We start from the raw sequence: 20,587 nt of genomic DNA on the forward strand, positions 1-20,587 counted from the left end.
GGACCGGATGATTTCAGAAGAAGACCTGATTGCGCTGGTCCGCAATTACAATCCCAAGACAAATGCCGACCGCATCGAAAGGGCCTATGAATTTGGCCAACAGATGCATGAAGGCCAGTTCCGCCATTCCGGCGAGCCCTATTTCTCTCATCCCGTTGCCGTTGCCGCCATCCTGACCGAACAGCGTCTGGATGATGCGACCATTATAACGGCCCTGTTGCACGACACGATCGAAGACACCAAAGCCAGTTATGGCAAGGTTACCGAACTGTTCGGGGATGAGGTCGCCAAGCTGGTCGATGGCGTCACCAAGCTGACCAACCTGCAGCTGTCCAGCCGTGAGACCAAACAGGCCGAGAATTTCCGCAAGCTGTTCATGGCCATGTCCAAGGATCTTCGAGTTATTCTGGTCAAGCTCGCCGACCGTCTGCACAACATGCGCACGATCAAGGCGATGCGCCCTGAAAAGCAGGTGCAAAAAGCGCGTGAGACAATGGATATTTACGCGCCGCTTGCGGGCCGGATGGGGATGCAATGGATGCGCGAGGAACTCGAAGACCTTGCCTTCCGCGTCCTAAACCCCGAAGGCCGCCAGTCGATCATCCGCCGCTTTATCACTCTGCAACGCGAAACCGGCGACGTGATCCATCGCATTACCGGCGACATGCGGCACGAATTGGAAAAGGCGGGCATTGAAGCCGAAGTCTTTGGCCGTGCCAAGAAACCCTATTCGATCTGGCGCAAGATGCAGGAAAAGGATCAGGGTTTCTCACGTTTGTCCGACATCTACGGGTTCCGCATCATCACCCAGACCGAAGAAGACTGCTATCGCACACTCGGTGCCATCCACCAGCGCTGGCGCGCGGTGCCAGGGCGATTCAAGGACTATATCAGCCAGCCGAAATCGAACGGTTATCGCTCGATCCACACAACAGTTTCGGGGCGCGACGGCAAACGGGTCGAGGTTCAGATCCGCACCCGCCAGATGCACGATGTGGCCGAAACCGGCGTTGCAGCGCACTGGTCCTATCGCGACGGTGTGCGGTCCGAGAACCCCTTTGCGGTCGACCCGGCAAAGTGGATCGCAAACCTGACCGAGCAATTCGACAGTGAGGATGATCATGAGGATTTCCTCGAAGCTGTGAAGCTCGAGATGTATTCGGACCAGGTGTTCTGCTTCACCCCCAAGGGCGATGTGGTGAAACTGCCGCGTGGGGCGACGCCGATTGATTTTGCTTACGCAATCCACACCCGCATTGGTCATGCCTGCGTGGGGGCCAAGGTTGATGGCATTCGTGTGCCGCTTTGGACCCGGCTCAAGAACGGGCAGTCGGTGGACATCATCACCGCCGATGGCCAGAGCCCGCAGGTCACTTGGCTTGAGATCGCAGTCACCGGCAAAGCCCGCACCTCGATCCGCCGCGCCTTGCGCGAGGTCGACCGGGAACGCTTCATCAAGCTGGGTAAGGAACTGGCCCGCGCCGGGTTCGAAAACCTGGGCCGCAAAGCCACCGACAAGGCGCTGGAAACCGCTGCCAAACACCTGCGTTTAAAAGATCGGGACGAGTTGCTGGCCCGTCTGGGCAGTGCCGAGTTGACCGCCCATGAGGTGGTCGAAGCGGTATATCCCGAACTCACCAAGGATGATGGCGACGCGATCTCGCCCCGCCGTGCTGTGATCGGGCTTGAACCGGGCCAGAAATTCGATCGTGCCCCCTGTTGCCAGCCACTGCCAGGCGAGCGCATCGTCGGAATTACATATCGCGGCAAGGGTGTTGTCGTGCACGCCATCGACTGCGATCGCCTGACCGAGTTTGAAAATGAACCCGAGCGCTGGGTTGATCTGCACTGGCATTCGGGCACCCACCCCGCCGTCTATGGCGCGACGCTGGATTTGACCATCGGCAATGATGCCGGGGTGCTGGGGCGTATTTGCACATTGATCGGCGAGAAAAAGGCCAATATCTCGAACCTCGAATTTGTCGACCGCAAACCGGATTTTTATCGGCTGATGATCAATGTCGAACTTCGCGATCTTGAACAGCTGCATTCGCTGATGCTGATGCTCGAGGCTGAAAGCGACGTTGCTGCGGTCGAACGGTACCGGGAAAGTGCGAAACCCGCCGTTGCGGCTGGCTGAGAAGGGGTGATCACGAGTGGTTTTCAAGCGCCGAGATCGCCGCTCGCCTGTCCAAGTCGCGTCAGAGTTCGTCTATCCGCGCGGCGGATGGACCCGTGCCTTTCACTATGTCAAACATCGGGTTCGGCGCCTGCCTGACAGCCCGGAACGCATCGCGCGTGGCATCGGGGCAGGGGTGTTTGCCTCGTTCACGCCTTTCTATGGCTTGCATTTCCTGGTCGCCGCCGTGCTGGCGCGGCTGCTGAACGGCAACATTCTTGCCGCGCTCAGCGGCACGTTCTTTGGCAATCCCCTGACCTATGTGCCGATCGCGGTCATCAGCCTGCAAACCGGGCATTTCCTGCTGGGGACCAAGTTCCGCAAAGACGATACCGATGGGTTGATGGGGAAATTTGCGGATGCGATGGGCGATCTCAAGGACAATTGCATCGCCATGTTCACCCATCGCGAGGCGGACTGGCACGGGCTTAGCCGGTTCTATGACGATGTGTTCTTTCCTTATATGATCGGCGGCGTCATTCCAGGCATCGTGGCCGGAGTGATCTGCGCCTATCTTAGCCTGCCGCTTATCCGTACTTATCAGCAACGCCGCCGCGCCAGAATCAAAGCGAAGTTTGAACAAATCAAACGCCTTGCTCAGGCAGAGGCTGACGTTCCCCCGACAAAACCACTAGGCTCGACCTCAGGGACAATGAAGGATTCGAAAGATGTCTGACAACCGTTTGCGTCTGGGCGTGAATATCGACCACGTAGCCACCGTGCGGAATGCGCGCGGCGGGGCCTATCCGGACCCACTACGCGCCGCCCGGATCGCGGAAGAGGCCGGGGCCGACGGCATCACAGCACATCTGCGCGAAGATCGCCGCCACATCTCGGACGCCGATATCGACGGGTTGATGGAGATCCTGTCGGTGCCGCTGAACTTCGAGATGGCCGCAACGGACGAGATGCAGAAAATCGCCCTGCGCCACAAGCCGTACGCCGTCTGCATCGTTCCCGAAAAGCGCGAGGAACGCACAACCGAAGGGGGGTTAGAAGTCGCGCGCGAGGAAAATAAGCTGGCCCATTTCATTGCGCCCTTGCGCGATGTGGGCTGCCGCGTGTCCATCTTCATCGCCGCCGACCAGCGCCAGATCGACGCCGCCCACCGCATTGGGGCCGAGGTGATCGAACTGCACACCGGTGCCTATTGCGATTTCCACGCCGAAGGCAAACTGGACGACGCCGCGCGCGAACTGGAAGCCCTGCGCGAGATGTCCGCCTATGCCCATTCGCTGGGTCTTGAAGTTCATGCGGGTCACGGGCTGACTTACGACACCGTGCAACCGGTGGCAGCCTTCCCTGAAGTGCGAGAGCTGAACATCGGCCACTTCCTGATCGGCGAGGCGATATTCCGGGGCCTCACCCCTGCGGTTCACGAAATGCGCCGCCTGATGGACGAGGCGCGGGCATGATCACACCCGGCTTTGTGGCGATCTGGTTTGCATGGCTCATGGCCGGGGGCTCTCCGGGCCCTGCCACCATGGGCATTGCCGGAACCGCCATGAACGAAGGCCGCACGGCAGGCCTGGCCTTTGCGCTTGGCATCTGCGCAGGCTCTGCCGCATGGGGTATCGCCGCCGCTTTGGGGTTGTCGGCGATCATGCTGGCCAATGTCTGGGTCTTCGAGGTGATCCGCTATATCGGCGTCGCTTATCTGGGCTGGCTGGCGCTCAAGGCGCTGCGCCGTGCTCTGTCCTCGGATGAGGTGGCGCTGGGCAATCCGGTCACCGGCTCGCTGGGCACGATCTTTGCAAAAGGGGCAGCCATCCACCTGACCAACCCCAAGGCGATCCTCAGCTGGGGCTCGATCTACGCCATCGTTGCGCCAAATGACGCCAGCCTTGCTATGCTGCTGGGTTATTTCGCCATGCTCTATGCGGGTTCACTGCTGATCTTCATCGGCTACGCCTTCCTGTTTTCGTCTGCGCGCATGGTCAACGCCTATCGCCGCGCCCGCCGCTGGTTTGATTTTGCCTTCGCGGGTTTCTTTGGCGTGGCCAGCTACAAGATTCTCACGGTGCGCCTGTCATGACCTCTGAGGTGCAAGGATGATCCGCCATTGCGTGATGCTGCGACTCAAGCCCGATCACGACACCGCAGAGCTTGCAGCTGTGATGGATGGGCTGGGCGCGGTCGCAGACCGTTTGTCGGGCTGCGGTGGCTTCATCCACGGCCCCAACCGCGATTTTGAGGCAAAATCCCCAAGCTATCCCTACGGCTTCACACTGGATTTCGCGGCTCAGGCCGACCTACAGCGCTATGCCAGTGACGAAACCCACCAGCAACTTGGCGCACGGCTTGTCGCGCTGTGCGTGGATGGGGCCGAGGGCGTCTTGGTGTTCGATCTGGAAACGCCCGACGCGGCTGACCAATAGAGACGAGGGAATGTCATGAAAGCAATCACCTATCGCGGATTTGGTGCGGCGGCGGATGTCCTTGAGTTGGTCGATCTGCCCACGCCCAACCCCGGCCCAGGCGACGTTCTTGTCCGGGTCCATGCTAGCGGCATCAACCCCTCAGACGTCAAGCTGCGCGGCGGCGCGCGCCCTGGTGCTGTGATGCAATACCCGATGGTTGTTCCCCACTCGGACGGGGCCGGAGTGATTGAGGCCGTAGGCGAAGGGGTCGATCCCGCGCGCGTTGGCGAACGTGTCTGGATCTGGAACGGCCAATGGCAACGCGCTTTTGGCACTGGGGCCGAATACATTGCGCTACCCTCCGAACAGGCCGTATTCCTTCCAGATACGACCGGCTTCGCCGAGGGCGCGTGTTTTGGTATCCCAGCCTTGACTGCATGGTACGCGCTCTATTGTGACGGACCGATCACTGACCAGACCGTGCTTGTGACCGGCGGCGCAGGCACGGTCGGACGCTACGCCTGCCAGATGGCCGCACTGGGCGGCGCACGCGTTATCACAACGGTCAGTTCAGATGAAAAAGCCGCCCATTCCGGCGCGTCCGAATGGATCAACTACCGCACGCAAGACGTGGCCGAGGCGGCGATGGACATGACCAACGGCGTAGGCATAGACCGCATTGTCGAGGTTGATTTCGCAGCCAACCAACCCGCTTCCCTTTCTATGATCCGCCCCGGTGGCACCATCGCCAGCTATGCCTCGGCTTCGCAAATGAAGCCCGAACTGGATTTCTATGGCTTCATGTTCAAGAACATCCGTCTGCATATGCTGATCGTCTACCAACTCGACGCCGCGGCCCGCCGTCGTGGCGAGGCGCAGTTGGGCCAGTGGCTGGAACAAGGCGCACTGTCCCACGCAGTCGTCCCCGGCGGAGGGCTGATGGATGCAGCAAATGCACACGCAATGGTCGAGGCGGGGCAAAAGCTCGGGACCGTTGTGTTGGAGGTCTGACATGATCCTCGGCATCGGCACCGACCTCGCAAATATTGATCGCATTCAGGGCACGCTCGACCGATTCGGCGACCGCTTCCGTAACCGTGTCTTCACTGAAACCGAACAGCGCAAGGCTGAGCGTCGCGCCGATACTGCGGGCACCTACGCCAAACGCTGGGCCGCGAAAGAGGCGTGCTCGAAGGCGTTAGGCACCGGCCTGCGGATGGGGATCGCGTGGAAGGACATGGCGGTGACCAACCTGCGCACCGGCCAGCCCGTTATGCATGTCACCGGCTGGGCCGCAGAGCGTCTGAAAGAAATGACTCCCGAAGGCCACGAGGCGATCATCCACGTCACCCTGACCGATGATCATCCCTGGGCGCAGGCCTTTGTGGTGATCGAGGCCCGCCCGCTTCAAGAAGCGCCCGCGCAGCCTTGACTTGCCCCCAACTGACCCGCATGTAGCACCCCAACCACGCATAGACTGGAGAGAGCAGTATGGCCGAGGAAGCCAAATCCGGAAACGCCGTCTGGGAGACGATCAAAACTATCGTCTACGCCCTGCTGATCGCGGGCGTTTTCCGCACGCTTTTCTTTCAGCCGTTCTGGATTCCTTCCGGGTCGATGAAGCAGACGCTGCTGATCGGTGATTTCCTCTTCGTCAATAAGATGGCCTATGGCTATTCCTACGCGTCCTGCCCTAGCCTGATCATCCCCAGCGTCGGCCTGAACATCGATGCCGAGGATGTGTGCGGTTGGATGCAGGGTGATGACAACTCCCGTCTGCTGGGTGGCGATCCCGAGCGGGGCGATGTCATCGTCTTCCGCCATCCGGTAACAGGGCGCGACTATATCAAGCGACTGATCGGCCTGCCGGGTGATCGTATCCAGATTCGTGGAGGCCAAATCATCCTCAACGACACTCCTGTGCCGCAGCAACCCGATGGTGTGTTCACCGAAGTTGCTGAACCGCAGGGCCCACAAGGCCTGCGCCCGCGCTGTTCCAACGGTCCCGTCGGGATCGGCGGTGTTTGCGAAAAGAACCGCCTGATCGAGACCCTGCCAAATGGCGTGTCCTACGACGTGCTGAACATCGGCAATCAGGGATCGGACAATACCGGGGTCTATACTGTACCCGAGGGCCACTATTTCTTCATGGGCGACAACCGCGACAACTCGGCCGACAGCCGCTTGCCGCAATCCGCCGGTGGCGTGGGCTATGTTCCTTACGAAAACCTGATCGGTCGCGCCGACCGGATCATGTTCTCCTCCGCTGGCCGGTCCATGCTGTTCTTCTGGACATGGCGCGGTGACCGCTTCTTCAAGGCGGTCAATTGAAGCTATCGGCTGAGATAAAGGCGTTCCAGCAACGCTTGGGGTATGAGTTTTCCGACCCTGAACTGCTGGTGCGTGCGCTGACCCACGGCTCAGTGTCCTCTGCAACGCGCCCCGACAATCAGCGTCTTGAATTTCTGGGCGACCGCGTCCTGGGCCTCGTCATGGCCACTGCTTTGCTTGAGGCCGACAAGAAAGCTTCCGAAGGCCAACTGGCTCCCCGTTTCAACGCGCTGGTGCGCAAGGAAGCCTGCGCCGATGTGGCCCGCCAGATTGATCTGGGTGCGGTGCTGAAACTGGGCCGGTCCGAGATGCTGTCCGGAGGTCGTCGCAAGCAGGCCTTGCTGGGCGACGCGATGGAGGCGGTCATCGCGGCCATCTACCGCGACGCAGGGTTCGAGGCTGCCCGAGACGTGATCCTCGCCCTCTGGGGCGATCGCATCCACAAGGTCGAGGCCGACGCCCGCGATGCAAAAACCGCCCTGCAGGAATGGGCACAGGCCCGCGGCCAGAAACCACCCAGCTATGTCGAGGTCAAACGCACCGGCCCTGACCATGCCCCGATCTTCACGATCGCCGCTCGTCTGCAGAATGGTACCGAAGCTCAGGCCACCGCAGGCTCCAAGCGACAGGCCGAACAGGCAGCGGCAAAGGCGTTGTTGGAACAGTTGTCTTGATCCTCTGCGCAGCCAGATCATGAAAATCAGACCCGCCCAGAAAGCCGACGCCGCCAGCCTTGCGGCCCTGTCGATTGAGGTCTGGATCGGAACCTATCTAAAGCGTGGTGTGAACGCCTTCTTTGCCGAGTTCGCACTGTCCGAGTTCACGACCGCCCGGTTCGTAGCCATATTGGAGGACGGCCAAGACCTCTTGATGGTTTCTGAAAACGAAGACGGGATCGACGGCTATATTCGGCTTGCGGAAAGTCGCGCCGCACCCGTGGACGGGCTTTCTGACCTAGAAATCGTAACGTTCTACGTCCAGCACCGCCATCAAGGTAAAGGCATCGGCTCAGCGCTGCTCGATATCGCGATTGACTACATGCGTGAAAAAGGGCGCCCGTCGATTTGGCTGACAACCAATTCCGAGAATACGCCCGCAATCGACTTCTATCTAGCCAAAGGGTTCCGGCAGGTCGGAGTCACAGATTTTCGGTTCGGGGACCAAGCCTATCCGAACCAAGTTCTGGCGTTGAACACTACAACCTGATCGCGCGATCAAGCCCGGCCAATGCCGGCACCGGCCGACCGGGCAGCGTCGCCCTATGGGCCGCAGACTGGCCTTCGCTCACTGATATCCGCAATGCGACAAATCCCTCTGGCCCGTCCGCGCATTCTGCTATAGGGGTGCGCACTTGCAAACAGGATCGCAGGACACATGAGCACACGCGCCGGATTTATCGCCCTGATCGGAGAGCCCAACGCAGGCAAATCCACCCTTCTGAACCGCATGGTCGGGGCCAAGGTCTCGATCGTGACGCATAAGGTGCAAACCACCCGTGCTCGCATCCGTGGCGTGGCGATGGAGGGCGATGCGCAACTGGTCTTTGTCGACACGCCGGGCCTCTTCAAACCACGCCGCCGTCTGGACCGTGCCATGGTCGCCGCCGCTTGGGGCGGGGCTGCGGATGCGGATGTGGTCGTGCTGATGATCGAGGCGCATCGCGGTATCACTGAAGGTGTCGAGCGCATCCTCGAAGGCCTGGAAGAGATCGGGCAGGGCCGCACCATCGCACTTGCGATCAACAAGATCGACAAGGTGCCCTCGGAAAAGCTGCTGGCGCTGACCAGTGACCTGAATGCGCGTTATCCCTTTGCCGAGACCTTCATGATCTCGGCCGAAAAAGGCCACGGTGTCGACGATTTGCGCAAATGGCTGGCCTCGGAACTGCCCGAAGGCCCGTGGCTCTATCCAGAAGACCAGATTGCGGATCTGCCTCTGCGCATGATCGCGGCTGAGATGACGCGCGAGAAACTGACCCTGCGCCTGCATCAGGAATTGCCTTACCAGCTGACCGTCGAAACCGAGAACTGGGAAGAGCGCAAGGACGGCTCGGCCAAGATCGATCAGGTCATCTATGTCATGCGTGATGGCCACAAAGGGATTGTGCTGGGCAAACGTGGTGAGACCATAAAGGCCGTCAGTCAGGCGGCGCGTGCCGAGCTGGAAGAGTTTTTGGACCGCAAGATTCACCTGTTCTTGCAGGTGAAAGTCCGGCCAAACTGGCTGGAGGAATCCGAGCGCTACTCGGAAATGGGTCTGGATTTCAAAGACGGCAACGCATGACCCGGGCCAAGAATTTTCGTCGAAAATTCTCAACCCCTACGGAAAGGTCAGAACCATGACCCGGCTGACGGCTGAATTCTGGGTGCATGCCTATCTGGCGCGGCTGCGGTTTCAGGAAATACCGGCTTTTGTTGTGGCGCATGGGGATGACACCGCTGGGGCGGTGCTTATCAAACTCAACACACTCAACGGGCGGGCCGCAGCCTTTCAGCGCAGTTTTGATCTGATGAGCGGCGAGCGCAAATGGGTGGAGCTCTCATCCGGCGAAGAGGCAGACGTAGATGCCGCCATCACCCGCCAACGCAGTTTTGACCCCGACCTTTGGGTGATCGAGGTGGAAGACCGCCAAGGCAGGCACCTGCTGGGTGAAGAAGGTCTGGACTAACCCGCGCCAAATGATCTTGGACGTGCGGCGCAAAGCGACTATTTTGCTTTGCAACCGGCTGAATGAAACGGCCCAATCTTCCGGGGGCCGCAGGAACAGGAGGGGGTTGAGTGGCTGAAACGCTTGCCCAGAAACTGGAAAACTCAAATCTCGGTCACTGGATGCAGCGGTTCGAGGGGTTCATGGTCTTCATCGGCGTCGTTGGCCCCTTCGCCACGCTTCCACAACTGATCAAACTTTATTTCACCCACTCCGAACATGCGACCGGACAGTCGCTGCTGTCCTGGTCTCTGTATGCTGGGCTGTCGTTTTTGTGGTTCGCCTATGGGCTGGTGGTGGGCAAGTTGCCCATCTATGTGGGCAACGGTATCTCAATGGTGCTGAACCTGCTGATGGTTATCGGCATTCTGATTCACGCAGGTATGACGTTCTAGGGCGCGCGATCAGCCTGCATCGCTAAAATAGACAAAGCTCATCTTGTTGCCATCAGGATCGCGCGCATATGCGCCATAGAAGTTCGGGCCATATTGAGGTCGATCTCCGGGATCACCTTCATTTGTTCCGCCATTGGCAAGAGCCTCCGCATGCACCTCGCGAACTTCCGCTTCGCTTTCGCAGAGCAAGCCAACCATGTTGCCGTTTCCAACCGTCGCGGCCTCTTTGTCAAAGGGCGTCGCGACCCACATGGACCCACCGCCCCGCAGCTCGTAACAAACAGCGTGGGGCATATATTCAGCAATAACCTTGCCGCCGATTTTGGGCACAACCGCATCGTAAAAGCTTCGCGCTTTGACGACATCATTTGAACCGATCATGACATAGTTAAGTGACATTTCTTAAATTCCTCCGTGTAGAACATAAAGTGAACACTATTGCGTGAACAGATGTCACGCAACGTGTTTTTGGTGTTCCACAGGGTCAACCTAACGCGTTTCCATCTTGAACCTGCAACGGCCATAAGATTTCCTGCGTATATATCTGGTGACCTGACGAGGCCAAACTTGGACTGGCGTGATCACGGCATTCTTCTGACTTCTCGCCGTCATGGTGAGACAGCGGCGATCATCGAGGTCTTTACCGAAGCCCATGGTCGTCACGCCGGAATTGTGCGCGGTGGCACCAGCCGCAAGATCGCCCCGATCCTGCAACCCGGCGCGCAACTGGACGTGCTTTGGCGCGCGCGGCTCGAAGAACATCTTGGCACCTTTCAGGTCGAACCCCTGCGTTCGCGCGCTGCAGCGGCGTTTTCAGGGCGGCTGGCGCTCGCCGGATTAAATGCGGTGGTGGCGCTGCTGTCCTTTTGCCTGCCCGAACGCGAGCCTCATCCGGCGATCTATCAGCAAACAGAACAGTTGATGGACCTGCTGGGTCAGGATGAGGTCTGGCCACTGGCCTATCTGCGCTGGGAACTGGCGCTGCTGGAAGAGCTGGGCTTTGGCTTGGATCTTTCGGCCTGCGCAGTGACAGGGGCGACCGAGGGGTTGGTCTATGTCTCTCCGAAAACCGGCCGCGCGGTCAGTGCGGCGGGGGCAGGGGACTGGGCCGATAAGCTGCTGCCTTTGCCCCCCTGCCTGCGCGGCGAAGGCGCGGCTCCGGATACCGAGATTGCTGAAGCCTTGCGCACGACCGGGTATTTTCTGGAAAACCATCTGGCTCCGTCGCTGGGTCATACGCCTTTGCCGGACGCACGCGCGCGATTTGTGGCGCAGTTTACTCGGCGGCTTTGAACACCATCTCGTGCCCGTCCTCATTGCGCAGGATCAGCACATCGCCGGACACCTCGGACTGGGTCATCGCCATCAGTGCGGCGAAATAAAACCCCTCGGCTTCAAGCCCGGCGCAAGCCGCGCGGGTGGCGGCAAGATCGGTGATCTCAAACCACGGGTAGGGTGCATTCAGTGTACCTGAATAGGTGTTGCACGGGGCATTGCCCTCAATCCGACCCTCTTCGGGGAATCGCAAAAGGGCGCTGGCCTCAAAAGGCTGCCCGTCGATCTCTTGCAAAGCCCATGTCTGATCCGCTGCGCCATAGGCGGCGACAGTCTCATCCTTGTCGCATTGGAACAGGGTCAAAAGGGGCAGGAACAAGGCCAGACGTAACATCGCAATATCCTGTCAGTAGGGGTTCACACCGCTGATTAACTCTTCGCGCACTTCAAGGCGGGGGCGCCAGTTGTATTTGGTGTCCTCGCGCACCTGATCCCAGTAAAGCACCCCGCTGTTGCGCCACGGGTCAAGGATGATGCCTTCATACATTGAATCTCCCTTAGCGCTGATCAGAGCCGAATGGTGGATGATCCGGAACGCAGTTGGAGGCGACGTGGCCCAGTGCAGGTCCAGCGTGCGAAAGTTCTCTTGCTTCAAACGCGTGGTCATGGCCTGCGCCCAATCATTGCACAGACCTTTTTCGCGAAATCCGTTGATGACCTTTGCGTTGTGGATGATGGCTGGATCGGTGACGTTCCAGTCCTGTTTCAGTTGATTGGAATAGGCATAAGATATCTCGGCTGCACGCCGCGCCTCGGCAGGGTCAACCTTGGGGTCAAGCTGCTGGATCGCTTGTGCCAACTGGTCCACATCATCGGGCCCGGTGTTTGGTGCCATGGCGCATCCGGCAAGGGCCATGCAAGTGGCCAAAACTGCGATGATGATTTTCACGCTCGATTCTCCTCTGGCCAGCTTGGGCGCTGGGTTTGGTTGACGCCCTTTACCCGATTTCTGCGCTCGATCCGAGGGGGAAGTTTCGCCCATTAAGCCCTGAAACCGAGTTGTACAACTCGGAAGAAATAGGCCTGAAGGTCCGTACAACACGGAAGAAAAAGAAAACCCGGCGCAAGGCCGGGTTCAGTTGGGGAAACCGCGTCGCTTCGGGCGTCAGCCCAGCAATCGACGCGCGATGACTTGCGCCTGTATTTCTGCGGCGCCTTCAAAGATATTTAGGATGCGCGCGTCACAAAGCACGCGGCTAATTTTGTATTCCAGAGCGAAGCCGTTTCCGCCATGAATCTGCAGCCCGTTATCCGCCGCAGCCCAAGCAACTCGAGCGCCCAGCAGCTTGGCCATCCCGGCCTCAAGGTCGCAACGTTGACCGTGATCTTTTTCCCAAGCAGAATAATAAGTTAGCTGTCGCGCGATCATGATCTCGACCGCCATCATCGCCAGCTTGCCCGAGACGCGAGGGAAATTGATCAGAGATTTGCCGAACTGCTTGCGGTCTTGTGCATATTGCATGGCAATGTCCAAAGCACTCTGCGCTACACCGATGGCGCGGGCAGCCGTTTGGATGCGGGCAGACTCGAAGGTTTCCATTAACTGCTTGAAACCTTTGCCTTCTTCGCCGCCCAGCAGGTTTTCACCCTTCACTTCGAAGCCGTCAAATCCCAGCTCGTATTCCTTCATGCCACGATAACCCAACACCTCAATCTCCCCACCAGACATGCCGGGCGTGGGGAAGGGGTTCTCGTCGGTTCCAGGTGTCTTTTCAGCCAGGAACATGGACAGCCCACGGTGATCGGTACTGTCGGGATTAGTCCGCGCCAACAAGGTCATCACATGGGTGCGCGCCGCGTGCGTGATCCATGTTTTATTTCCTGTTATCTTATAGTTACCATCTTCACTCTTGACGGCCCGCGTGCGCAGGCTGCCCAAATCCGATCCGGTATTGGGTTCAGTGAAAACAGCGGTTGGCAGGATCTCGGCGCTGGCCAGTTTTGGCAGCCAGTTGGCCTTTTGTTCATCCGTACCGCCCGCGATGATCAGTTCTGCGGCGATTTCGGACCGTGTGCCCAGAGAACCCACACCGATGTACCCGCGCGAAAGCTCTTCCGAGACCACACACATTGAGGCTTTGGATAGGCCGAACCCGCCGAATTCTTCGGGGATGGTCAGACCGAACACGCCCATCTCGGCCAGTTCCTCGATAATCTCGATTGGGATCAGTTCGTCCTTCAGGTGCCATTCATGGGCATTAGGCTCAACCTTTTCAACGGCATAGCGGCGAAACTGGTCTCGGATCATCTCCAGTTCTTCGTCCAGACCAGACGCACCAAACATGGTGGCACCGGACTGGTCCTGCATCAACTCAACCAGACGCGTGCGCGCGGCCTGAGAGTTGGCTTGCGCCATCAGTGTCTGCACTTCGCTGCATTGGAATCCCGACAGAGCATCCCAGCCAAGGCCAAGATCCTGCAAACGTACAACCTCGCCCTGGTTCATCGGAATACCACCGGCGATCTGATGCAAGTATTCCCCAAAGGCGATCTGATGCAACAGCTGCTCCATCTCGCCGAATTTTCCCTCGGCCTGAAGCGCCTCGGCCCAGCGCTGCATCTGCTGCAGCGACTGGTGGTATGTGGCCAGCCAAGCCAGCCCATGTGCGGCTGTCTGATTGGCCTCGATCAGTGCGCCCGATATGCGCCCTTCGCTAGTCACCTGCGCGCGAACCGATTCGACCGCCTTATCGAACACCGCTTGAACGCCGGGCAGGGCGGCTGCGCTGAGTGTTAGAAGATCGGGCAAAACCGCTGGCTGCGTCATGTTCGTCACATCCTGTCCGTCATGGGCCATGAATCACGTCCTCTGCTGGGTTGTCTGGTCATATCATGCTGCACATGCAGCGCAACAAAAATACGCAAATCATCCATAAAAAGTTCAAAAATTGCTTAGAGACTTTTGCAGTGCAGAAATTTTTTGGACTGGTATGAAGGGTCGATGGGACTGTTTTCACTTATGTCGCCGCAGGATTTCTGTCTGGCTTTGGTCGTTGCTTTCGTCGCGGGCTGGGTCAAAGGCATGGTCGGTTTTGCCATGCCAATGGTGCTTGTTTCTGGTCTTAGCATGATGCTGCCGCCTGAGCTGGCGCTGGCAGGTCTAATCTTGCCCACGCTGGTGACCAATGGGGTGCAGGCCTTGCGGGAAGGTTTACCTGCGGCGGTGGCGTCAGTTCGAAAGTTCAAGGTATTTCTGAGCGTTGGACTGGTCTGTCTATTGGCCAGCGCGCAGCTGATCAACATCTTGTCGCCCAAGGCATTTTTGCTGATCTTAGGCGCACCAGTTTCGTTCTTTGCTCTGATGCAACTACTGGGGCTGAAACTGACGCTGCAAGCGCCCTCAATGCGGGTTGAGGCTATGGTGGGTGCGGTGGCCGGTGCTGTCGGCGGCATCTCGGGCGTGTGGGGACCACCAACCGTGGCCTATCTGACAGCCTTGAATACACCGAAGAAGGATCAGATGCGGGTGCAGGGCGTGATATACGGTCTGGGCGCTGTGGCGCTTATTGTGGCGCATCTGGGTTCGGGTATTCTAAGGACTGACACAGCGGTGTTCTCAGCGCTGCTGATTATCCCTGCCTTGCTGGGAATGCGCGGCGGTCAGTTTCTGCAGGATCGTATCGATCAGGCACAGTTCCGCAAACTCACTCTGCTTGTACTGCTGATTGCAGGGCTGAACCTGCTGCGCAGGGGTCTTTTGGGTTAATTGCGTCTTTCAGCAAACCGAAAGGCGAAATAGAGGCCCAACATTAGGAAAAAAAGACCTGAGATATCACCGATCAGATAGGCGATATACTCGGCCGTTGCGCTGCCGAAGGCCATGTTGGTGAGAACGGACACCAATACCGATGTGATGATTCCAACGCCCATCACGCACAGCCAGCATGGCTTCCGATCGACGCGCGGAAACAAATCCCAGCCCAACGCTTTGCAGACATAAAAAACCGCTGGAACTGTGGTGACCGCGATAGTGATCGCCAGCAATCTGCTGGGCAGAAGAACATCCCAACCGCCCACAAGGGCAAAGACGATGGCAACGCCGGGCAACAGTGCGAATATCGCCCTCCATCCCAATAACCAGGCCGACAGAACCCGCACGCCGTGCGGCAGGAACAATAAGCTGGCATAGCTGGGGTATGCGGGAAAAAACACGTTCTGAAGCGGCATCAGCACCTGGAATGTTAGGAACGATGCAGCGACATAGGCCAAAGAGGCATAGAATGTTTCAGAGGCCCATCTGCGCACGGGGTCAGCCGATTACAGATCTGGGGTGGCGATCACCTGGGCGCATGAACCAGATACCGTCCGCGATTGGCGCTACCGCTTTGCGACAGATAACCCTTTTGAACCAGAGACTTCAGCGCGCGGAAAAATGTCGGGCGAGATACGCTTTTGACCAGCGTGTGTTCGATCAGACCAAAGGTGCGTACTTCGCGATCATCTTTCGACAGTTCTTCGGCGGCATAGTAGATGTCGCGCTCGACCGGTGAGAGTTCTTCCAGCCCAAGAGTGCGCTCCATACTTTGCATCAATTTGCGCAGTTCGGTGAGTTTTGAGATTTCAGTCATTACTTGCCTATAGTTTCCGTGACGGACCGAGGCAGTTCGAAAGGCTGACCTTTTGAACACATCACGCCGACACCCATCCCCGTGTAGAAATAATCATTACCTTGTTGAACGGCCCGAGACATGATGTGAGTAAGTTAGCCCGGATCGCCCGATGTTCAAATTTAACAGAAGCCGCTGCCAAAGGACGCCGGGCTTCGAAGCGTCTTGGGTAAATTGCGATAGCGCATGTTGCACGTTATCGCAATGAACTTGTCTGTGTGCACACAAGGTGCCGAAGCGTAAGCTCTGGTGGGTCAGGGGCCATGATGGCCCCTGAATTCGATCAACCGATCGCGACAGCTTTGATGTCTTCGTCGATGAAGGGCAGGTACTGCTCGAAGTTTTCCGCGAACATGTGCACCAGCTTTTCCGCCTGTTTGTCGAACGCTTCCTGATCGTCCCAGGTGCGGCGCGGATCCAGCAAGACCTCGGGCACACCAGGGACAGAAACCGGCACATCGAAGCCGAAATTGGCGTCCTTGCGGAATTCCGCATCAGTCAGTGATCCTTCCAGCGCGGCCGTCAGCAGCGCGCGGGTGGCCTTGATTGGCATGCGGCTGCCCACGCCGTAGGCACCTCCAGTCCAGCCGGTGTTGACCAACCAGCAGGTCGCGCCATGCTGAGCAATCTTATCGCGTAGAAGGTTGCCATAAGCCTCGGGGCGGCGTGGCATAAAGGGCGCGCCAAAGCAGGTCGAGAAGGTGGGCTGCGGTTCGGTCACGCCACGTTCGGTCCCGGCGACCTTCGAGGTAAAGCCGGAAAGGAAGTGATACATCGCCTGCGCAGGCGTCAACCGAGCGATCGGAGGCAAAACGCCGAACGCATCGCAGGTCAACATGATGATGTTTTTAGGATGCCCGCCCAATGCAGTTTTCGACGCGTTGGAGATGTATTCCAACGGGTAGGCGCAGCGCATATTCGCAGTCAGCGAGTCGTCGTTGAAATCCAGCTCTTTGGTCTCGGGATCAAAAACCATGTTCTCGATCACGGTGCCAAATTTCGAGGTGGTGGCGTAGATTTCTGGTTCGGCCTCGGCGTTCAGGTTGATGGTCTTGGCATAGCAACCACCTTCAAAGTTGAAGGTGCCTCGATCCGACCAACCGTGTTCGTCATCACCGATCAAGGTGCGCGACGGGTCGGCAGACAGGGTGGTCTTGCCGGTGCCGGACAGGCCGAAGAATACGGCGGTGTCGACCGGGTTGCCAACCGCGTGGTTAGCCGAGCAGTGCATCGGCATCACGCCTTTTTCGGGCAGCATATAGTTCAGCAGGGTGAAGACGGACTTCTTGTTCTCGCCGGCGTATTCGGTGCCGCCGATCAGGATCAGCTTGCGATCAAAGTTCAGTGCAATCACCGTTTCGCTGCGGCAGCCATGCTTTTTGGGGTCCGCCTGGAAGCTGGGACAGTTGATGATAGTAAAGTCAGCCGTGAAATCATCCAGATCCTCACGATCCGGGCGGCGCAGCAGGTGGCGGATGAACAGGTTGTGCCACGCCAGCTCGGTTACCATGCGCACATTGATCGAGTAGCTGGGATCAGCCCCGCCCACGAGGTCCTGAACGAAGTAGTCGCGGCCTTTCATATGGGTCAGCATATCTTCATAGAGCGCGTCAAAACCTTCAGGGCTCATGGCGGCGTTGTTTTCCCACCAGATGCTGTCGGCAACACTGTCTGTCTTGACGACATGCTTGTCCTTGGGCGAGCGGCCAGTGAATTTGCCGGTGGTGACCAGAAAGGCGCCGCCATTGCCAAGGGTGCCTTCGCCGCGCTTCAGCGCTTCTTCGATCAGCGCCGGTTCCATGAAGTTGTAATAGACATTGCCCAGACCCTCGATGCCCTGATCTTCGAGGCAGAATTGCGGGTTAACCCGTCCAGATGTCATGTGTGTCTTCTCCTGTGGCGGCGCGAGGGCCTTGGGCCGGGTGCACCATTGGGGCGGATACCGGAAAGAGCCGGCGGTCAAGCGCCTCTTATCACGGTATTTTGGGACATGAACAGGAGGGTTGGGGGTAGTTAGCGCAACCAAGTTGAGGTTTAGCGCCACCACGATTTGTCTGCCGTAAATCAAGGCAGCTATTTGGGCGCAGCAAGGCAAATTTGCCGCATACCTGCCGCAAGAATGGCACGATTCGAGGTTACGAGTTGATTCGGTGGCTCAAAACCGCCAACAATGCCTTACAAAAAAGCGTATTATTGCGCGAGTGAGCAGGAATAGGGGTGAACCCGATGTCAAAGATTGCACTGGTGGACGACGACAGAAATATCCTGACGTCTGTGTCCATGACACTCGAAGCCGAAGGGTTTGAGGTCGAAACATACAACGATGGTCAGGCTGCGCTGGACGCTTTCAACAAAAAGCTGCCAGACATGGCCGTACTGGATATCAAGATGCCGCGGATGGACGGCATGGATCTGCTGCAAAGGCTGCGGCAGAAAACCCAGATGCCCGTGATTTTTCTGACCTCCAAAGATGACGAGATTGACGAGGTTCTGGGTCTGCGCATGGGTGCAGATGACTACGTCAAAAAACCATTCTCTCAGCGGCTGCTGGTCGAACGGATTCGCGCCTTGTTGCGCCGTCAGGAAGCGGTCGATGGTGATGTGACCAACGCGGCCTCGGGCGATACAAAAGTGATGGAGCGGGGCGAGCTGCGGATGGACCCGCTGCGCCACGCAGTCAGCTGGAAAGGCAATGATGTCTCGCTGACAGTTACCGAGTTTCTGCTGCTGCAGGCCTTGGCGCAACGTCCGGGCTTTGTCAAAAGTCGCGATCAGCTGATGGATGTGGCTTATGATGATCAGGTCTACGTGGATGACCGCACCATTGACAGTCATATCAAGCGACTGCGTAAGAAGATGCGCGCAGCCGATCCCGAGTTTTCGGCGATAGAAACGCTGTACGGTATCGGGTATCGTTATAACGAAGAATAGGCGCGGCCGTTTTATCAAGCCGAAGGGGTCTCGTGCGCGATACTGAACAAGCCAACCAAGTGCACGACGCAGACGTCGTTCTTGGGGATGACTGGGTCATCCCCCAAGACCCCGATGCTGCCGAGCTACAGGCCAAGCGTTCGCGACGAAACCTGTTTTCGATGCGCTATTCGCCCCTGGCGCGCAGGATTATCACCTTCAACCTCATTGCCCTTGTCATTTTGGTGGCAGGGCTGCTGTATCTGGACGACACGCGAAAAGAACGGGTTCAACAGACCGCGCAGAACCTGGTCGGTGATGCGCAACTTGTCAGCAACGTTTTTGAAACCCAGCTGCGTCAACCCTCTGCCAATGGTGCAGGCACATTGGATGTCCGTGATACGCTAGCGGGTCTCAGCTTGCCCGAAGGCGGCGAGGTTTTTGTTTATGACGGCACGGGCACTCTGATCGGTTGGACACGCGGGGCGTCCATGGCCGACAAATTGCCCAGCCTTTTGCATCAGGACGCCGACAGCGCCACTGGAAGCACTTTGATCAGCGACGCATTGAATGCGGTTTGGAATGGTGTGTCTGCGGTCTTTAGCGGTTCTTCCGAAAGCGAGGCTCCGACGCTGGCGCAACGGGTGCAGGAAATGATTCCGCAGGCGCTGAACGGCGGATTGCAAGTACAGGCCGTGCACGACGACAAAGGCAAGACGGTGATTGTCGCCGTGGCCCCGATCCTATTGGACGATACGCCTGTGGGTGCCGTTGCTATGGCGGGCCCGGCGGGCGAGATCGATGCGCTGGCCCGCAAGGAGCAAGAGCGGATCCTGCAGATGTTTGTGGTGGCACTGCTGGTCTCGATCGGTCTGAGCCTCGTTTTGGCCTCAACGATTGCCAATCCTCTTGCTGATCTGGCCGCCGCTGCCGAGATGGGCAAGGACCGCGGAGCCGGAGTGAACCCCGGACGTATCCGCATCCCGGATCTCAGTGCGCGTCCGGATGAAATCGGCCGCCTGAGCCAGGCTTTGCGCGGGATGGTCACGGCGCTTTATAACCGCATTGACGCGAACGAACAATTTGCGGCCGATGTCGCGCATGAGATCAAGAACCCACTGGCGAGCCTGCAATCCGCCGTGGGCACCATGCGTATGGTCAAACGCGATGATCAGCGCGAAAAGCTATTGGGCGTGATTGAGCATGATGTGCGGCGATTGGATCGACTGGTCAGCGATATCTCGAACGCATCGCGGCTGGACGCGGAGTTGGTGAAAGAAGAAGAGCAGCCCTTTGACCTGCTCAATCTGCTTGGCAATATCAGTCAGTTTCTGGGTGAAGATGCCCGTTCGAAAGGCATCGAATATATCACAGACCTTCCCTCGGACCCCATCGTGGTCAACGGGCTCGAGGCGCGTCTGGCGCAGGTCTTTGTCAACCTGATCACCAATGCGATTTCGTTCTGCGAGGACAAAGACGCCATCCGGGTCTGGGTCCGCCGTCGTGACAACCGCGTGCTCGTGGTGGTTGAAGACACCGGTCCCGGCATTCCTGATCAGGCGCTGACCAAGATCTTCAAGCGTTTCTATTCCGAACGCCCCGAAGAGCATTTCGGCAACAATTCGGGCCTTGGATTGGCGATTTCGAAACAAATCGTCGAGGCGCATGGTGGTGTGATCTGGGCAGAAAATATCCGTCCAACCGAGGCCGATATCACCTCGGACCCACTGGGTGCGCGGTTTGTTGTCGGGCTTCCCGTCTAG

At 58.3% G+C, this 20,587-nt stretch carries 24 protein-coding genes; 17 read left to right on the forward strand and 7 right to left on the reverse strand.

Annotation, left to right across the window (positions count from 1 at the left end; translation table 11 throughout):
• Nucleotides 1–7 precede the first annotated feature (7 nt).
• The 13 genes from ACR0DE_RS05625 (at nucleotide 8) to ACR0DE_RS05685 (ending at nucleotide 9,972) form a co-directional block, all read left to right on the forward strand.
• The gene (locus ACR0DE_RS05625) at nucleotides 8–2,140 is read left to right on the forward strand and encodes a RelA/SpoT family protein (protein ID WP_170392619.1); all 2,133 of its coding nucleotides are present in this window, start codon (nucleotides 8–10) and stop codon (nucleotides 2,138–2,140) included.
• A gap of 16 nt (nucleotides 2,141–2,156) precedes the next feature.
• Nucleotides 2,157–2,855, forward strand: a complete 699-nt coding sequence (locus ACR0DE_RS05630; protein WP_170392618.1) for a DUF2062 domain-containing protein — start codon at nucleotides 2,157–2,159, stop codon at nucleotides 2,853–2,855.
• The gene (locus tag ACR0DE_RS05635; protein ID WP_480752268.1) at nucleotides 2,848–3,594 is read left to right on the forward strand and encodes a pyridoxine 5'-phosphate synthase; all 747 of its coding nucleotides are present in this window, start codon (nucleotides 2,848–2,850) and stop codon (nucleotides 3,592–3,594) included. Before ACR0DE_RS05630 ends, ACR0DE_RS05635 begins: the two co-directional genes overlap by 8 nt.
• Nucleotides 3,591–4,214 carry a LysE family translocator gene (locus ACR0DE_RS05640; RefSeq protein WP_480752269.1) on the forward strand — a complete coding sequence of 208 codons (624 nt, stop codon included), beginning with the start codon at nucleotides 3,591–3,593 and terminating at the stop codon, nucleotides 4,212–4,214. The genes ACR0DE_RS05635 and ACR0DE_RS05640 overlap by 4 nt, the downstream gene beginning before the upstream one ends.
• Before the next feature lie 16 nt (nucleotides 4,215–4,230).
• Entirely contained in the window at nucleotides 4,231–4,557 is a 327-nt protein-coding gene (locus ACR0DE_RS05645) for a Dabb family protein (protein WP_170636242.1), read from the forward strand.
• Nucleotides 4,558–4,572: 15 nt separating this feature from the next.
• Complete coding sequence (locus tag ACR0DE_RS05650; protein WP_170625106.1) at nucleotides 4,573–5,550, forward strand: NADPH:quinone reductase; 978 nt, start codon at nucleotides 4,573–4,575, stop codon at nucleotides 5,548–5,550.
• Nucleotide 5,551: 1 nt separating this feature from the next.
• Nucleotides 5,552–5,971, forward strand: coding sequence for a holo-ACP synthase (gene acpS / locus ACR0DE_RS05655; protein WP_170392613.1), 420 nt, complete (start codon nucleotides 5,552–5,554; stop codon nucleotides 5,969–5,971).
• A 59-nt stretch (nucleotides 5,972–6,030) separates the two neighbouring features.
• Entirely contained in the window at nucleotides 6,031–6,870 is an 840-nt protein-coding gene (gene lepB / locus ACR0DE_RS05660) for a signal peptidase I (protein ID WP_170636241.1), read from the forward strand.
• On the forward strand, nucleotides 6,867–7,544 hold the full coding sequence (gene rnc, locus ACR0DE_RS05665; protein WP_170392611.1) for a ribonuclease III: 678 nt from the start codon (nucleotides 6,867–6,869) through the stop codon (nucleotides 7,542–7,544). Before lepB ends, rnc begins: the two co-directional genes overlap by 4 nt.
• 19 nt (nucleotides 7,545–7,563) lie before the next feature.
• On the forward strand, nucleotides 7,564–8,076 hold the full coding sequence (locus ACR0DE_RS05670; RefSeq protein WP_480752270.1) for a GNAT family N-acetyltransferase: 513 nt from the start codon (nucleotides 7,564–7,566) through the stop codon (nucleotides 8,074–8,076).
• Between the two features lie 168 nt (nucleotides 8,077–8,244).
• Nucleotides 8,245–9,153 (forward strand): GTPase Era, encoded by a 909-nt coding sequence (gene era / locus ACR0DE_RS05675; RefSeq protein ID WP_170392609.1) that lies wholly within the window; start codon nucleotides 8,245–8,247, stop codon nucleotides 9,151–9,153.
• A gap of 55 nt (nucleotides 9,154–9,208) precedes the next feature.
• On the forward strand, nucleotides 9,209–9,538 hold the full coding sequence (locus ACR0DE_RS05680; RefSeq protein WP_170402292.1) for a DUF1491 family protein: 330 nt from the start codon (nucleotides 9,209–9,211) through the stop codon (nucleotides 9,536–9,538).
• 110 nt (nucleotides 9,539–9,648) lie between these two features.
• The gene (locus tag ACR0DE_RS05685) at nucleotides 9,649–9,972 is read left to right on the forward strand and encodes a SemiSWEET transporter (protein WP_170392607.1); all 324 of its coding nucleotides are present in this window, start codon (nucleotides 9,649–9,651) and stop codon (nucleotides 9,970–9,972) included.
• A 9-nt stretch (nucleotides 9,973–9,981) separates the two neighbouring features.
• Here the strand turns inward: ACR0DE_RS05685 and ACR0DE_RS05690 are convergent, their stop codons facing one another.
• A complete protein-coding gene (locus tag ACR0DE_RS05690; RefSeq protein ID WP_170402289.1) occupies nucleotides 9,982–10,371 on the reverse strand; it encodes a VOC family protein in 390 nt (129 codons plus the stop codon).
• A gap of 168 nt (nucleotides 10,372–10,539) precedes the next feature.
• Here ACR0DE_RS05690 and recO point away from each other — a divergent pair, with 168 nt between their 5' ends.
• Nucleotides 10,540–11,265, forward strand: coding sequence for a DNA repair protein RecO (gene recO, locus ACR0DE_RS05695; protein ID WP_170392605.1), 726 nt, complete (start codon nucleotides 10,540–10,542; stop codon nucleotides 11,263–11,265).
• Here recO and ACR0DE_RS05700 read toward each other — a convergent pair.
• The 3 genes from ACR0DE_RS05700 to ACR0DE_RS05710 all read right to left on the reverse strand — a co-directional run bounded on the left by ACR0DE_RS05700 (nucleotide 11,249) and on the right by ACR0DE_RS05710 (nucleotide 14,104).
• Nucleotides 11,249–11,641 (reverse strand): META domain-containing protein, encoded by a 393-nt coding sequence (locus ACR0DE_RS05700; RefSeq protein WP_480752271.1) that lies wholly within the window; start codon nucleotides 11,639–11,641, stop codon nucleotides 11,249–11,251. The genes recO and ACR0DE_RS05700 overlap by 17 nt on opposite strands.
• Nucleotides 11,642–11,653: 12 nt before the next feature.
• Nucleotides 11,654–12,196: a hypothetical protein gene (locus tag ACR0DE_RS05705; RefSeq protein ID WP_170402284.1), complete on the reverse strand. Its 543-nt coding sequence runs from the start codon at nucleotides 12,194–12,196 to the stop codon at nucleotides 11,654–11,656.
• Between the two features lie 216 nt (nucleotides 12,197–12,412).
• Nucleotides 12,413–14,104: an acyl-CoA dehydrogenase family protein gene (locus tag ACR0DE_RS05710; protein ID WP_480752272.1), complete on the reverse strand. Its 1,692-nt coding sequence runs from the start codon at nucleotides 14,102–14,104 to the stop codon at nucleotides 12,413–12,415.
• A 144-nt stretch (nucleotides 14,105–14,248) separates the two neighbouring features.
• Between ACR0DE_RS05710 and ACR0DE_RS05715 the strand changes: the two genes are divergently transcribed.
• Nucleotides 14,249–15,013: a sulfite exporter TauE/SafE family protein gene (locus ACR0DE_RS05715; RefSeq protein ID WP_170662871.1), complete on the forward strand. Its 765-nt coding sequence runs from the start codon at nucleotides 14,249–14,251 to the stop codon at nucleotides 15,011–15,013.
• On the opposite strand, the gene ACR0DE_RS05720 is transcribed toward ACR0DE_RS05715, so the two are convergent.
• The 3 genes from ACR0DE_RS05720 to ACR0DE_RS05730 all read right to left on the reverse strand — a co-directional run bounded on the left by ACR0DE_RS05720 (nucleotide 15,010) and on the right by ACR0DE_RS05730 (nucleotide 17,796).
• On the reverse strand, nucleotides 15,010–15,552 hold the full coding sequence (locus tag ACR0DE_RS05720) for a hypothetical protein (RefSeq protein ID WP_255611805.1): 543 nt from the start codon (nucleotides 15,550–15,552) through the stop codon (nucleotides 15,010–15,012). The genes ACR0DE_RS05715 and ACR0DE_RS05720 overlap by 4 nt on opposite strands.
• 32 nt (nucleotides 15,553–15,584) lie before the next feature.
• Nucleotides 15,585–15,875, reverse strand: coding sequence for a hypothetical protein (locus tag ACR0DE_RS05725; protein ID WP_170392600.1), 291 nt, complete (start codon nucleotides 15,873–15,875; stop codon nucleotides 15,585–15,587).
• 322 nt (nucleotides 15,876–16,197) lie between these two features.
• Nucleotides 16,198–17,796, reverse strand: coding sequence for a phosphoenolpyruvate carboxykinase (locus ACR0DE_RS05730; RefSeq protein ID WP_170465138.1), 1,599 nt, complete (start codon nucleotides 17,794–17,796; stop codon nucleotides 16,198–16,200).
• A gap of 344 nt (nucleotides 17,797–18,140) precedes the next feature.
• Between ACR0DE_RS05730 and ACR0DE_RS05735 the strand changes: the two genes are divergently transcribed.
• Nucleotides 18,141–18,845 (forward strand): response regulator transcription factor, encoded by a 705-nt coding sequence (locus ACR0DE_RS05735; protein ID WP_170392598.1) that lies wholly within the window; start codon nucleotides 18,141–18,143, stop codon nucleotides 18,843–18,845.
• 32 nt (nucleotides 18,846–18,877) lie between these two features.
• Nucleotides 18,878–20,587, forward strand: coding sequence for a sensor histidine kinase (locus tag ACR0DE_RS05740; RefSeq protein WP_170392597.1), 1,710 nt, complete (start codon nucleotides 18,878–18,880; stop codon nucleotides 20,585–20,587).

This window comes from Ruegeria sp. C10 (genome assembly GCF_056537805.1).

Coding starts and splice junctions, on each gene's coding strand:
- ACR0DE_RS05625 (WP_170392619.1), top strand. CDS start 8: ATGATTTCAGAAGAAGACCTGATTGCGCTGGTCCGCAATTACAATCCC.
- ACR0DE_RS05635 (WP_480752268.1), top strand. CDS start 2,848: ATGTCTGACAACCGTTTGCGTCTGGGCGTGAATATCGACCACGTAGCC.
- ACR0DE_RS05640 (WP_480752269.1), top strand. CDS start 3,591: ATGATCACACCCGGCTTTGTGGCGATCTGGTTTGCATGGCTCATGGCC.
- ACR0DE_RS05645 (WP_170636242.1), top strand. CDS start 4,231: ATGATCCGCCATTGCGTGATGCTGCGACTCAAGCCCGATCACGACACC.
- ACR0DE_RS05650 (WP_170625106.1), top strand. CDS start 4,573: ATGAAAGCAATCACCTATCGCGGATTTGGTGCGGCGGCGGATGTCCTT.
- acpS (WP_170392613.1), top strand. CDS start 5,552: ATGATCCTCGGCATCGGCACCGACCTCGCAAATATTGATCGCATTCAG.
- lepB (WP_170636241.1), top strand. CDS start 6,031: ATGGCCGAGGAAGCCAAATCCGGAAACGCCGTCTGGGAGACGATCAAA.
- ACR0DE_RS05670 (WP_480752270.1), top strand. CDS start 7,564: ATGAAAATCAGACCCGCCCAGAAAGCCGACGCCGCCAGCCTTGCGGCC.
- era (WP_170392609.1), top strand. CDS start 8,245: ATGAGCACACGCGCCGGATTTATCGCCCTGATCGGAGAGCCCAACGCA.
- ACR0DE_RS05680 (WP_170402292.1), top strand. CDS start 9,209: ATGACCCGGCTGACGGCTGAATTCTGGGTGCATGCCTATCTGGCGCGG.
- ACR0DE_RS05690 (WP_170402289.1), bottom strand. CDS start 10,371: ATGTCACTTAACTATGTCATGATCGGTTCAAATGATGTCGTCAAAGCG.
- ACR0DE_RS05700 (WP_480752271.1), bottom strand. CDS start 11,641: ATGTTACGTCTGGCCTTGTTCCTGCCCCTTTTGACCCTGTTCCAATGC.
- ACR0DE_RS05710 (WP_480752272.1), bottom strand. CDS start 14,104: ATGGCCCATGACGGACAGGATGTGACGAACATGACGCAGCCAGCGGTT.
- ACR0DE_RS05715 (WP_170662871.1), top strand. CDS start 14,249: ATGGGACTGTTTTCACTTATGTCGCCGCAGGATTTCTGTCTGGCTTTG.
- ACR0DE_RS05725 (WP_170392600.1), bottom strand. CDS start 15,875: ATGACTGAAATCTCAAAACTCACCGAACTGCGCAAATTGATGCAAAGT.
- ACR0DE_RS05730 (WP_170465138.1), bottom strand. CDS start 17,796: ATGACATCTGGACGGGTTAACCCGCAATTCTGCCTCGAAGATCAGGGC.
- ACR0DE_RS05735 (WP_170392598.1), top strand. CDS start 18,141: ATGTCAAAGATTGCACTGGTGGACGACGACAGAAATATCCTGACGTCT.